The sequence below is a fragment of the Paracoccus sp. 22332 genome (assembly GCF_052045125.1).
In the GTDB taxonomy this organism is placed as follows: Bacteria; Pseudomonadota; Alphaproteobacteria; order Rhodobacterales; family Rhodobacteraceae; genus Paracoccus; species Paracoccus haematequi_A.
Genome location: NZ_JBQEOI010000002.1, coordinates 333,091 through 345,619, shown reverse-complemented (window position 1 = coordinate 345,619; position 12,529 = coordinate 333,091). Strand labels below are relative to the sequence as shown.

The following is a 12,529-nucleotide window of genomic DNA, read 5'->3' as shown; positions in this document are numbered from 1 at the left end:
TACGCTTAGCCTATAGCGCCGGCCGGGAAAAGACCTAGCCGCAGGGCAGTTCGGCCAAATCCTGATGCAGCCGGGGATGGGCCATGGCCTGCCCGACCGCCAGGCCCAGGCGCGCGGCCTCGCCCCCGCCGATTTCCAGGATCATCTGCCGAGAGGGGGCGGGATCGCCGGGGGCCGCGCCGGGAATCGCCGTCTCGTCCAGGGGCCGGGCGTTGCGGTGGATGTGGCGGATCACGCCCCGTTCGTCCAGGAACACCAGATCCAGCGGGATATAGGTGTTGCGCATCCAGAAGCTGACCGGGCGCGGCGTGTCATAGATGAACAACATCCCGGTGCCCTGCGGCAGCGCCCTCCGGAACATCAGACCCCGGGCGCGCTCTGCCTCGTCATCAGCCAGTTCCACCTGAAAGGCGACAGGGCCGCTGTCGGTCTGGAAGACCGCCCGATCCGGGGCGCAAGCAATTTCCGCGGCCACGGGCGCCGCGAAGGCCGCCGACAGCACAAGGGCCGCAAGCGCGACCCTATTCGGCGACATGCGCCATGAAATCCTTGATGTCCTGCACCTGGTCGCCCAGATTTTCATCGGCCAGAGAGCTTGCGCCCTGTTCGGTGCCCCTGTCCCAGCTGGTCACCTGCGCCGCCATCAGTCCGCGCGGGCCTTCCACGACCCGGATCCCGATCGCCTCGCCGATGGCAAGATCGGCGAAACCGGAATGGCGCAAGACTTCGACATGCAGGAACACGTCGTCGGGATGGCCGAAGATATTGGCAAAGCCGAAGCCCTTGGCCTTGTCGAACCACTTCACGCGGGCCGGACGCAGCGGCAGCGCCTCAAGATGCTCGATGACGCCGTTGTCCAGATCCGCGATGGGCGCTGTCCCGTCCGAGATCGGCGGTTCGATCGACACCACCTCGGTCGCCTGAAGCCCGCGCTGCGTGGGCTGCATCCAGACCGTCACCCGCGACTGGTCGGCGACCGAACTGCGTCCGAAATTCCTGAGAACGTTGGCGTGCAGCAGGATATCCGCGCCGCCTTCCTCGTTCAGGATGAAGCCATAGCCCTTGGACGGGTCAAACCACTTGACCAGCCCCGACACAAGCTTCAGTCCCTTCTCATCCGTCATCATTCCACCATGCGCTCAGCGCGTCTTATCCTGCCTCGAATTCAACCAATACACCGTTCAATTCCTGTAACGTCAAAGTGGCGACGTTCACGGCAGATAAGGCGCAAGTGTCGCGCCCATCCACCATGGTCAGCCACCAAGACCTTTTCGTCAAGCCCTAGGGTGAAAGCCGCCTGACAATCCAGGCCCCCGAATCCTCTTTGTCCCAGCGGAACCGGTCATGCAACCGGAAAGCGCCATCGGCCCAGAACTCGATCTGCGCGGGGGCGATCCTGAAGCCGCCCCAGAAGGGCGGCCGGGACGGACGGGTGCCGTGACGCAGGCCCTGCCGGGCGGCTTCGGCCATCAGCGCGGCGCGGCTTTCCAAAGGCTGCGACTGGCGCGACGCCCAGGCCCCGATCCGGCTTTGCAGCGCGCGGCTGTTGTAATAGGCATCGGCCTGTTCGCCCTCGACGCGGGTCACATGGCCGCGCACCCGGATCTGGCGGCGCAGGGATTTCCAGTGCATCACGAAAGCGGCCTTGCCGGTGGCCGCGATCTGCCGGCCCTTGGCACTGTCGTAATTCGTATAGAAGACGAAGCCACCATCCGTCCCCTGCCCCTCGATGTCCTTCAGCAGCACCATGCGCACGTCGGGCATCCCCTCGGCGTCCACCGTCGCCAGCGCGATGGCATTGGGGTCGTTCGGCTCGGTCGCCTGCGCCTCGGCCAGCCAGCGCCTGGCGATGTCGAACGGGTCGTCGCCCGCGAATAGTCCGTCCCTGTCAGCCATGATGGTTCCTTGCGCTTGATGCTTGCAACCCTTTGGCCTAAGCACCTTTCACATAGGGTTGAAAGCGCGAGAGGCAGCACATGTCAAGCGAGCAGAAGCAAGGGCTGATGGCTGGAAAGCGCGGCCTGATCATGGGTTTGGCGAATGACAAGTCCATCGCCTGGGGGATTGCCCGCGCCTTGGCCGATGCGGGGGCCGAGCTTGCCTTTTCCTATCAGGGCGATGCGCTGAAGAAACGCGTCGATCCGCTGGCGGCGCAACTGGGTTCGACCCTGGTCCTGCCCTGCGATGTCAGCGACGAGGCGTCCATCGACGCGCTGTTCACGACGCTGCGTCAGGATTGGGGCAGCCTGGATTTCGTGGTCCATGCCATCGGCTTTTCCGACAAGGACCAGCTTCGCGGCCGCTATGCCGACACGACCCGCGACAATTTCCTGATGACGATGGATATTTCCGTCTATTCCTTCACGGCGGTCGCGCGCCATGCGTCGGCCATGATGCCCGACGGCGGCAGCCTGCTGACGCTGACCTATTACGGCGCGGAACGGGTGATGCCGCATTACAACGTGATGGGCGTCGCCAAGGCCGCGCTGGAAGCCAGCGTCCGTTACCTGGCCGAGGATCTGGGCAAGGACGGCATCCGCGTCAACGCGATCAGCGCCGGGCCGATCAAGACCCTGGCCGCCAGCGGCATCGGCGATTTCCGCTATATCATGAAGTGGAACGAACTGAACTCTCCACTGCGCCGCAACGTCACGACCGAGGACGTGGGCAATTCCGCGCTGTACCTGCTGTCCCCTCTGGGCGCGGGCGTGACGGGGGAAACCCACCATGTCGACGCGGGCTATCATGTGGTGGGGATGAAGGCGGTGGACGCGCCCGACATCTCGACCGTCAAGAAGGACTGACCGGACCGGAATGGCGATCACCCCCGACCAGCTTGCCCTGTTCGTGGGAACCCTGGGCGTGGCGATCCTGTCGCCCGGCCCCGGCGTCATCGCGGTCAGCCAGGCGGCCTTCGCCCTGGGGCGCAGGCGCGCGCTGCCTTACGGCTGGGGGCTGGCCCTTGGGGCGTCGGTCTGGTGCATCTTCGCGCTGCTGGGCCTGACGGTGGTGTTTCGCGCCCTGCCCTGGACCTATGTCGCGTTGAAGATCCTGGGCGGGGCCTATCTGGTCTGGATCGCCTTCAAGATGTGGCGCCACGCCCCCGACCCCTTGCCCGACCCTGCGGAAAGCAGCCGGGGCATGGGGTTTCTGGGCGGAATGATGCTGAATCTGTCGAACCCCAAGCCCGCGCTGTTCTATTCGGCGGTGCTGCTGTCGATCTTTCCGGCGCTGCTGTCGGCGGGCGACAAGCTGGCGATCTATGCGACGGCGGTTTCGGTGGAACTGGCATTTTATACCGCGCTTGCGTCGCTGATGGCCTTGCCTTGGCTGCGGCGCAGGTATTATGCGGCGAAATTCTGGATCGACCGCATCGCCGGGCTGGCCCTGGGGCTGCTGGGCCTGTCGCTGATCCTGCGTCATTGAAAGGAGCCGCCATGATCGACCGCCTGCCCCATGAAAAGGGTTTCCACGTCAGCTGGGACCAACTGCACCGCGATGCCCGTGCCCTGGCCTGGAGGCTGGACGGCACCGACTGGCGCGCGGTGGTGGCCGTCACGCGCGGCGGGCTGGTCCCGGCGATGATCGTCGCGCGCGAACTGGACATCCGGGTGATCGACACGATTTCCATCCGGTCCTACAAGGGCGTCGCGGCCGAGGCGGGCCAAGGCCAGCTTGAGGTTCTGAACACCCCCGACCCCGCCCTGATGGGCGACGGCGACGGCATCCTGGTCATCGACGATCTGGTCGATTCCGGTCGCACCCTGGAACTGATCCGGGCCATGTATCCCAAGGCGCATTTCGGCACCGTCTATGCCAAGCCGAAGGGCAAGCCGATGGTCCAGACCTATGTGACCGAGGTCAGCCAGGACACCTGGATCTTCTTTCCCTGGGACATGGCGCTGCAATACGTCCAGCCCTATCGCGGCGAGGACTGAAGCCCGCCCAGGGCGGTTTTTCGGAACTGCCTTCGGAACCAGCAGGGTGATCGGGCATTGTCTCATCAATCGCGCCATGCACGTCATGCGCCATATTCAGGAGGAAAAGACATGCGCAAGTTGATGCTCAGCACTGCCCTCGCCCTGCCTTTCGTGATGGGCCAGGCCTTTGCACAGGACACCGCGACGACGCCTGCCCCCGCCGATCCCGCGACCGATGCCGCCACCACGGACACAATGACCAAGGACACCACGACCATGGGCGCCGACACCGCCCCAGCGGCCGAGGCTCCCGCGGCAGACAACGCAGAAGCCGCCGCTGATGCCGCCGACGCGGCCGCGGTCGCCGCCAGCGGCAAGGTCGAACAGCAGCAGGCCGCCAACGAATTGCGCATCGACTGGATCACCGATGCGACCGTGAACGCACCCGACGGCACAGCCATCGGCGACATCAACGACGTGATCGTGGATGGCGACGCGGGCACCGTGAAAGCCGCCGTGATCGGCGTCGGGGGCTTCCTGGGCATCGGCGAAAAGCAGATCGCGGTTCCGTGGGATCAGTTGACGATCAATTATGACGCGCAAGAGATCACCAGCGACCTGACCAAGGAAGAGGCCGAAGCCGCGCCGGAATACGTCTTCCGTGAACAGGAAGCCGCGCCCGACGCCATGGCCGCCCCAGGCGCGACGACGGATCCCGCTGCCGTTTCGCCCACAGGCACGATGGCGACGGATCCTGCCGCAACCCCTGATTCGGCCGGGACCATGACCACGGATCCCGCCGTCACCGATCCCGCAATGACGTCCGATCCGGCCGCGACCGGCGCCCCGGCCCCGGCGGATACGGCCGAGACGCCCGCGACCCCGCCCGCCGAACCTGCTGCCGACGGCACAGCACCCGCCCCGGCCAACTGAACCGGCGTCCCTTCCGCCGGACCGCGACATGCACGGTCCCCGCCATCGCGGGGCCCGTTTCAGTTTCCGCGAACGAAGCGCGCAGCGCCCTCGGCCGCGCGTTGCAGGGCGCGGCTCTTGTTCACCGTTTCCAGGAATTCGGCTTCCGGGTCGCTGTCATAGACCACCCCGCCGCCCGCCTGGATATACAGCGCACCGTCCTTCAGCACGCCGGTGCGCAGGGCGATGCACATATCCATCTCGCCATTGGCGGCGAAATAGCCGACCGCGCCGCCATAGACACCGCGCTTTTCGGGTTCCAGTTCGTCGATGATCTGCATCGCGCGGACCTTCGGCGCGCCCGATACGGTGCCCGCAGGCAGGCCCGCCAGCAGCGCGGACAGCGCATCCTCGCCCTCGCGCAACTCGCCCACCACGTTGCTGACGATGTGCATGACGTGGCTGTAGCGTTCGATCACGAATTGCTCGGTCGGCCTGACCGTGCCGGGCCGGGCCACGCGGCCCACGTCGTTGCGGCCCAGATCCAGCAGCATCAGGTGTTCGGCCAATTCCTTCTGGTCGCTCAACAGGTCGGCCTCGAGCGCGCGGTCCTGCGCCTCGTCCGCGCCGCGCGGGCGGGTGCCTGCGATGGGACGGATCGTCACCTCGCCGTCGCGCAGCCGCACCAGGATTTCCGGCGACGCGCCGACGATCTGGAACCCGCCCAGGTTCAGGAAGAACATGAAGGGCGACGGGTTGGTGCGGCGCAGGCTGCGATACAGCGCAAAAGGCGGCAGCGGGAATTCCATCCGCCAGCGCTGCGACGGCACGACCTGGAAGATATCCCCGGCCCGGATGTAATCCTTGGCCTTTTCCACCGCCGCCAGATAATCCGCCTTGGAAAAGTTCGACACCGGCTCTCCGATGCGGGCGTCGTGGCCAAGCGCGCGAGGTTCGGTCGGCTGGCGGTCCAGCGACCGCAGCGCGTCCATGACCCGTTCGGCGGCCTGGGCATAGGCGGCGCGGGCGTTGTCGGATCCGTCGTGCCAGGCCGGGGCGCACAGCGTCACCTCGCCCTTCACGCCGTCCAGGACCGCCACGACCGAGGGCCGCATCAGCATCGCGTCGGGCAGGTCCAGCGGATCGGGGTTCACGTCCGGCAGGCGTTCGACCAGCCGGATCATGTCATAGCCCAGGTATCCGAACAGCCCCGCCGCCATCGGGGGGATGCCGTCGGGCATCCGCTCGATCCGGCTTTCGGCGATCAGGGCGCGCAGGCTGTCGAGGGCCGGTCGGTCATCGGCCACGAAGTCGTCCGAGAACCGCGCCTGCCGGTTGATCCGCGCGCGGCCGTCGCGGCAATCCCAGATCAGGTCGGGCTTCATGCCGATGATCTGATAGCGGCCCCGGACTTCGCCTCCGGTGACCGATTCCAGCATGAAGGACATCGGCGCGGCATCCGTCAGCTTCAGCATCAGGCTGACGGGCGTGTCCAGATCAGCCGCCAGGCGGACGGTGACAAGCTGGTTCTGCCCGGCCTTCCACGCCGATTCGAAGGCGGCGAAATCGGGGGTCAGTTCCATCACTGGACCTGCGCGTTGATGGCGTTGATCGCGGACTGGTCCAGCTTGATCCCCGCCTCGCGCTGCACCGCGCGGGCATAGTAATCGAAGATGTCGGCTTGCAGCGACTGGCTCAGGCGGCTGCTGACGGCATCGGTGATGCGCTGCGCGTCCTCGCCCGTCAGGTTAGCCTCGTCGATGGCGTCAAGACGCAGCAGGATCACGCGGTTCTCGGCATCCACGATCTCGATGTCGCCGGGCTCGGCGATGGCGAAGGCGCGCGCCACGGCCTCGGCCGGGATCCCCTCGATCCAGCCGTCGCGGGTGATGTCGGGGGCAGCGGTCCATTCCGGCGCGGGCTGGCCTTCGGGCGCAGCGGGGGACAGGCGCTGCTCCTCGGCCAGGGCCAGAAGCTGGCGATGGGTTTCCGCCTGGCGCCAGTCGGCCTCGACCTCGGCGCGGACCTCCTCGAAGGGGCGCAGGGTGGGCGGAACCACCTGGTCCAGCCGCAGGGCGAAGACGCCGCCATCGTCCAGGCTGGCCAGTTCGGGGAAATCGGCTTCCGAGATCTGGGCCGCACGGTCGCGGAACGCCTGATAGCCCGCGATGCTGCCTTCCTCGGGCGCGGCGCCGGCGGACCAGTCGATCGTGCCCAACTCAAGCTCGGTCTCCTCGGCCACCTGCTCCAGCGAGGCGCCGCCCGCCAGCAGATCCTCGTATTCGGCGGTCCGGTCCTCGATGGTGCGGGCGGCCCGGTCCACCGCAGCCTCGGCGCGCAGATCCTGCTGCGCGTCCTCGAAGGGGATGTTCACCGGCTCAAGAATGGCGTGGACGGCGAACAGCGCCGGGCCAAGGTCGGTCTGGATCGGCCCGACGACGCCCGGCTGATCGGGGGCAAAGACCGCCTCGCCCGCCGCGCCCAGGTCGGCCTGGGACACCTCGCCCAGTTCGGCATCCTCGGCTTGCAGGCCGCGTTGCAGCACGAAAGCCTCGAATGGGGCGGTGCCGGCGTCGATCTGGGCCTTGGCGGCCTCGGCATCCTGGACCGAGGGGAACACCAGGCGGCTGACCAGGCGGCGTTCGGGTTTCTGGTATTCGTCGATATTGGCGTCATAGGCGGCGCGCAACGCGGCCTCGTCCAGCTGCACGGTCGGGGCCAGCATCTCGGGCGTCAGCCAGACATAGGTGATCTTGCGCATCTCGGGCGCGGTGAAGCGGTCTGCATTGGCGCTGTGCCAGGCTTTCAACGTCGCCTCGTCCGGCTCGGTAATGGGGGCGGGCAGCAGGTCGGCGGTCAGTTCGCGCCAGGCCACGTCCCGGCGTTCCAGGATCCATTTCGCGGTGGTGTCCACGGCGGCCGGGGGGGCATCGACGCCGCCCGCCACGGCCCGCTGGATCAGCAGCCGCGCCTCGTCCGTGCGGACCTCGCGTTCGAATTCGGCCTCGGACAGGTTCTCGCGGCGCAGGATTTCGGCATAGCCGGCACGGTCGAAGCTGCCGGTGGGACCGCGGAAGGCAGGGGCCTCCAGGATGGTCTGGCGGACCTTTTCGTCGCCCACCGACACGCCGATCCTGCGGGCCTGTTCCTCAAGCGCGGCGGCGGTGATCAGCTGGGACTGCACCGCCTGGGGCAGGCCCATGGCCTGGGCCTGGGCCATGGACAGCGGCTGGCCGGTCTGCTGCTGATAGGCGTTCATCTGCTGGCGCAGCGCGCGGGCATAGTCGTCGGCGGTGATGGTCGTGTCCCCGACCGACCCGATGGCCGTCGATCCGCCGGAAAAGCTGGTCACGCCGAAACCGCCCAGGCCCAGAACCATCAGGCCCATCAGCACCCAGACGATGGTGGACTTCCCGTGTGTCCGCAGGTTTTTCATGGCCCGGCCTTCCTTCGTGATCGTGTCGGGTTTCTTTAGGGCGCGCGGGGGGCCGCGACAAGCCTGTCAGCCGGACAGGCCCCGCAGCCGTTCAGCCAGGGCGGCGATCCCGTCCGCGCCGATATTGGCAAAGGCGATACGCAGATGACGTGGCCCGGCGGGATCGTCTGGCGGCACGAACATCGTGCCCGGCAGAGCCAGAACGCCGATATCGGTCACCATGCGTCGCGCCAGATCGGCCGAGGATTCGGCCAGCGGATGTTCCACCCAGGCGAAATAGGCTCCGGCGCTTTTGACCCGCCAGCGCGGCAGCGTGCGGATCGCCGCGACGGTCGCATCCCGCCGCGCCAGGATCTCGGCCCGCTCGCCGGCCAGCCAGTCGCGCAGATGCTTCATCCCCCACAGCGCACCGATCTGGCCCAGTTGCGAGGTCGAGATCGCCACCGTGTCCAGGAATTTCTCGACCTGCGCCATCCGGCCGGGCGCTGTGATCAGCGCGCCGACCCGGTGTCCCGTCAGGCGATAGGCCTTGGAAAAGCTGTAAAGCTGGATCACCGTCCGGTCCCAGCCGGGCCGCGTCAGCAGGTCGTGCGGCGGCCCGCCGCGGGTGTCGAAATCGCGATAGGTCTCGTCCAGGATCAGCGCCAGCCCGTGCCGCCGGGCCAGATCGAAGAACCGCGCCACCAGTTCGGCGGGATATTCCGCGCCCGAGGGGTTGTTCGGCGTCACCAGCACGATGGCCCGACAGCGCGGCCCGATCAGGTCCGCCGCCCGTTCGGGATCGGGCAGCAGGTCGTCGCCGCAGGCCAAGGGCAGCGCGCCGATGCCCTGCATGTCCAGCCACATCTTGTGGTTGAAATACCAGGGCGTCGGCAGGATCACCTGATCCCCCGCCTGCGCCAGCGTGGCGATGGCCGCACAAAAGGCCTGGTTGCAGCCTTGCGTGATCGCCACCTGCGCGGAGTCCACCGCGCCGCCATAGCTGCGGGAAAAATCCGCCGCGACCGCCGCGCGCAGGTCGGGATTGCCCAGGACCGGGCCATAGAGATGCGCCTCGGGCCGATTCAGCGCGGCATCGGCCATTGCCTGACGCAGCGCCAGGGGCGGCGGGTCGACGGGGGCAGCCTGGCTGACATTGATCAGCGGGCGATCGGGCGGAAAGCTCGCGCCCGCCAGCCAGCGCCGCGCATCCATCACCGGGGGCGCGAAGGTCGCGGCCAAAGCCGGGTTCAGCGGGGCGGCATCAGTCACGCGACAGGCCTTGCAGATCGGACAGATCCGGTGGCAGCGACAGGTCGAGCGCCGGGGCCGGCAGGCCCGGCGCGGGATGTGCGGCCGGAAGATCGACGGGCATCGCGGGCGCGGCGTCCGGCGCATCCGCCACCGCCCGGTCCGGGGCGGCTGGCGCGGCGGGCTGGGCCATCACGGCGGGGCGGTCCACCTGCGGCGCATCCTCGCCCTCAGCGGGCGCGGTCTGCACCGGCCCGTCCCGTTCGCCGGCAGGCTGCGGGCGCGGATCGGCGACCGTCACCGCCACCGGCGCGGGTTCCGAGGTCGGCGCCACGACGGCGGGCGCCTCGGCCTGGCTGGGGCGGTCCTGGGCCAGCGGCGCGGGCAGGCTGAGCGCCAGATCGCCGCCCCGCCCGAATTCCGACCCGACCGGCAGGCCGACCGACTCCGCGACCGGCGCATCGGCGGGCTGCGGTTCCACGGCGGCGGGGGCCGGTTCGGGAACGGCCGCCGTCGCAGGTTCGGCCGCAGGTTCCGCCGCCGTGGCCGGTTCGGGCTGCGGCACGGCTTCAGGCGTAGGAACCGGCAGAGGCGCGGCCAGCGACAGCGCGGCCACGGCGGCGACGCTGACCGCGCCGCCATGCAACAAACCTGTCCAGAAACCGCGTGCCATATGCCCCTTCTTGTCCCGCCGGTCTTGACCCCCCGGCGCGCTTTGGACCATCTATAGCGGACCCGTTCAGGCGGGGAAACCGCCACCATATCAGGGCGCCCATCATGATCCTTCTGATCGACAATTACGACAGCTTCACCTGGAACCTCGTGCATTACCTGGCCGAGGCCGGGGCCGAGGTCGTGGTGCGCCGCAACGACGCCCTGACGGTGGACGATGCCCTGGCGATGCAACCTGACGGAATCGTGATCTCTCCCGGTCCCTGCGATCCGGCGCAGGCGGGCATCTGCCTGGACCTGATCCGGGCGGCCGCCGACCGCGCGATCCCGCTGCTGGGCGTCTGCCTGGGCCACCAGGCGATCGGAGAGGCGTTCGGCGGCAAGGTCGTGCGCGCGAACCGCATCATGCACGGCAAGACCGACGCGATCAGCCATGACGGCACGGGGGTGTTCGCGGGCCTGCCGTCCCCGGTGACGGCCACCCGGTATCATTCGCTGACGGTCGAACCCGACAGCCTGCCCAACTGCCTGCGCGTCACCGCCACCTCGGACGACGGGACCATCATGGGCCTGATCCACGAGGCCCTGCCCATCGAGGGCGTGCAGTTCCATCCCGAATCCATCGCGTCCGAACACGGGCACGACATGATCCGCACCTTCCTGGCCCGCTGCGCGCCGCGAAAGGCGGCGGCATGACCCCCACCGACATCCGCCCGCTGATCGGCATCGCCGCCACCCGCCCCCTGACCGCCGACGAGGCCGAGGCCGCCTTTTCCGCCCTGTTCGACGGCGCGGCGACGCCTGCCCAGATCGGCGGGCTGCTGATGGCCCTGCGCGTGCGGGGCGAGACGGTCGACGAAATCGCCGCCGCCGCCCGTGCCATGCGCAAGCGCATGAACCGCGTCCACGCCCCCGAAGGCGCCATCGACATCGTGGGCACCGGCGGGGACGGCAAGGGCACGCTGAACATCTCGACCGCGACGGCCTTCGTGGTGGCGGGCGCGGGCGTGCCGGTCGCCAAGCACGGCAACCGCAACCTGTCATCGAAATCGGGCGCGGCGGACGCCCTGACGCAGATGGGCATCAACGTGATGGGCGGACCTGCGGTCGCGCAATCGGCGATCCGCGACGCGGGCATCTGCTTCATGATGGCGCCCATGCATCATCCGGCGATGCGCCATGTCGGCCCGCCGCGCGCGGAACTGGGCACAAGAACCGTGTTCAACCTGCTGGGACCGTTGACAAATCCGGCCTCGGTCCGGCGGCAGCTGACGGGGACGTTCAGCGCGCGATGGATCCGCCCCATGGCCGAGGTTCTGCGCGATCTGGGCAGCGACGCCGCCTGGCTGGTCCATGGCGCGGACGGCACGGACGAGATCAGCATCGCCGGCGACACCCATGTCGCGGCGCTGAAGGACGGCGAGATCAGCGAATTCACCGTCACGCCCGAGGATGCGGGCCTGCCCCGCCACCCGTTCGAGGCGATCATCGGCGGCGAACCCCACGAAAACGCCGCCGCCTTCCGCGCCCTGCTGGGTGGCGAACGCGGTGCCTATCGCGATGCGGTGCTGCTGAACGCGGCCGCTGCGCTGCTGATCGCGGAAAAGGTCCGGGACCTGCGCGAGGGGGCCGCGATGGCGGCGGAAGCCATCGACAGCGGCGCGGCCAAGGCGCGGCTGGACCGGCTGGCCCAGGTCACCGGGGCGCCCGAGGCATGAGGCCCCCCAAGGCCTGGGACCACCTGCCCTTTTTCCAACAGGATTGGCCCACGATCCGCGACCGGCTGGAAGGGCTGGACGACTGGCTGCCCGGCCCCGCCCTGGTCTTTGCCGCGCTTGATGCGACTCCACCGGAACGGGTGCGCGTGGTGATCCTGGGCCAGGATCCCTATCCCACGCCCGGCCATGCGAACGGGCTGGCCTTCTCGGTCGCGCCCGACATTGCCCTGCCCCGGTCGCTGAAGAATATCTTCACCGAACTGCGCGACGACATCGGCGAGGCCCCCGCTACGGGCGACCTGTCGGGTTGGGCGCGGCAGGGGGTGCTGCTGCTGAACACCTCGCTGTCGGTGCCGCCGGGCGATGCCGGACGCCACGCCAAATGGGGCTGGGACCGCCTGGCCCGCGATGCCGTAACCGAGGCGCAGAAGCACGGGCCGCTGGCCTTCCTGCTGTGGGGCGCCCATGCGCAGAAGGCGGTGGCGGGCCTGCCCCGACCGCAGGATCTGGTGATCGCAACGGCGCATCCCTCGCCCCTGTCCGCGCGGCGGGGGTTCTTTGGCAGCAGGCCGTTTTCGCGGATCAATACGTGGCTTGAACAGCAGGGGCGGCAGCCGGTCGACTGGGCGGCGCGATGACGC

General features: G+C 68.5%; 14 protein-coding genes. 7 read left to right on the top strand and 7 right to left on the bottom strand.

Annotated features, from left to right (window positions below):
* Nucleotides 1–34: 34 nt before the first annotated feature.
* The 3 genes from ACTJI6_RS03750 to pdxH form a co-directional block, all read right to left on the bottom strand.
* Nucleotides 35–535: a DUF192 domain-containing protein gene (locus tag ACTJI6_RS03750; protein WP_440797952.1), complete on the bottom strand. Its 501-nt coding sequence runs from the start codon at nt 533–535 to the stop codon at nt 35–37.
* Nucleotides 522–1,127, bottom strand: a complete 606-nt coding sequence (locus tag ACTJI6_RS03745) for a cold-shock protein (RefSeq protein WP_126155312.1) — start codon at nt 1,125–1,127, stop codon at nt 522–524. The genes ACTJI6_RS03750 and ACTJI6_RS03745 overlap by 14 nt, the downstream gene beginning before the upstream one ends.
* A 154-nt stretch (nt 1,128–1,281) precedes the next feature.
* A complete protein-coding gene (gene pdxH / locus ACTJI6_RS03740; RefSeq protein ID WP_440797950.1) occupies nt 1,282–1,896 on the bottom strand; it encodes a pyridoxamine 5'-phosphate oxidase in 615 nt (204 codons plus the stop codon).
* 80 nt (nt 1,897–1,976) lie between these two features.
* Between pdxH and fabI the strand changes: the two genes are divergently transcribed.
* The 4 genes from fabI to ACTJI6_RS03720 all read left to right on the top strand — a co-directional run bounded on the left by fabI (nt 1,977) and on the right by ACTJI6_RS03720 (nt 4,853).
* Nucleotides 1,977–2,804: an enoyl-ACP reductase FabI gene (fabI, locus tag ACTJI6_RS03735; protein WP_440797948.1), complete on the top strand. Its 828-nt coding sequence runs from the start codon at nt 1,977–1,979 to the stop codon at nt 2,802–2,804.
* 10 nt (nt 2,805–2,814) lie between these two features.
* Nucleotides 2,815–3,426 (top strand): LysE family translocator, encoded by a 612-nt coding sequence (locus ACTJI6_RS03730; RefSeq protein WP_440797946.1) that lies wholly within the window; start codon nt 2,815–2,817, stop codon nt 3,424–3,426.
* 11 nt (nt 3,427–3,437) lie between these two features.
* Nucleotides 3,438–3,938, top strand: a complete 501-nt coding sequence (gene gpt, locus ACTJI6_RS03725) for a xanthine phosphoribosyltransferase (protein WP_126155315.1) — start codon at nt 3,438–3,440, stop codon at nt 3,936–3,938.
* Between the two features lie 111 nt (nt 3,939–4,049).
* On the top strand, nt 4,050–4,853 hold the full coding sequence (locus ACTJI6_RS03720) for a PRC-barrel domain-containing protein (RefSeq protein ID WP_440797944.1): 804 nt from the start codon (nt 4,050–4,052) through the stop codon (nt 4,851–4,853).
* Between the two features lie 59 nt (nt 4,854–4,912).
* Here ACTJI6_RS03720 and trpE read toward each other — a convergent pair whose 3' ends face one another.
* The 4 genes from trpE to ACTJI6_RS03700 form a co-directional block, all read right to left on the bottom strand.
* Nucleotides 4,913–6,415 carry an anthranilate synthase component I gene (gene trpE / locus ACTJI6_RS03715; RefSeq protein WP_440797942.1) on the bottom strand — a complete coding sequence of 501 codons (1,503 nt, stop codon included), beginning with the start codon at nt 6,413–6,415 and terminating at the stop codon, nt 4,913–4,915.
* Nucleotides 6,415–8,268, bottom strand: a complete 1,854-nt coding sequence (locus tag ACTJI6_RS03710; protein ID WP_440797940.1) for a SurA N-terminal domain-containing protein — start codon at nt 8,266–8,268, stop codon at nt 6,415–6,417. Before ACTJI6_RS03710 ends, trpE begins: the two co-directional genes overlap by 1 nt.
* A gap of 66 nt (nt 8,269–8,334) precedes the next feature.
* On the bottom strand, nt 8,335–9,519 hold the full coding sequence (locus ACTJI6_RS03705; RefSeq protein WP_440797938.1) for an aminotransferase: 1,185 nt from the start codon (nt 9,517–9,519) through the stop codon (nt 8,335–8,337).
* Entirely contained in the window at nt 9,512–10,171 is a 660-nt protein-coding gene (locus ACTJI6_RS03700) for a hypothetical protein (RefSeq protein WP_440797936.1), read from the bottom strand. The genes ACTJI6_RS03705 and ACTJI6_RS03700 overlap by 8 nt, the downstream gene beginning before the upstream one ends.
* 104 nt (nt 10,172–10,275) lie before the next feature.
* Between ACTJI6_RS03700 and ACTJI6_RS03695 the strand changes: the two genes are divergently transcribed.
* The 3 genes from ACTJI6_RS03695 to ACTJI6_RS03685 are packed head-to-tail and all read left to right on the top strand — an operon-like array spanning nt 10,276 to nt 12,526.
* Nucleotides 10,276–10,866: an anthranilate synthase component II gene (locus ACTJI6_RS03695; RefSeq protein ID WP_440797934.1), complete on the top strand. Its 591-nt coding sequence runs from the start codon at nt 10,276–10,278 to the stop codon at nt 10,864–10,866.
* Nucleotides 10,863–11,888, top strand: coding sequence for an anthranilate phosphoribosyltransferase (gene trpD / locus ACTJI6_RS03690; protein WP_126155319.1), 1,026 nt, complete (start codon nt 10,863–10,865; stop codon nt 11,886–11,888). The genes ACTJI6_RS03695 and trpD overlap by 4 nt, the downstream gene beginning before the upstream one ends.
* On the top strand, nt 11,885–12,526 hold the full coding sequence (locus ACTJI6_RS03685; RefSeq protein ID WP_440797932.1) for a uracil-DNA glycosylase: 642 nt from the start codon (nt 11,885–11,887) through the stop codon (nt 12,524–12,526). The genes trpD and ACTJI6_RS03685 overlap by 4 nt, the downstream gene beginning before the upstream one ends.
* Nucleotides 12,527–12,529: the final 3 nt, after the last annotated feature.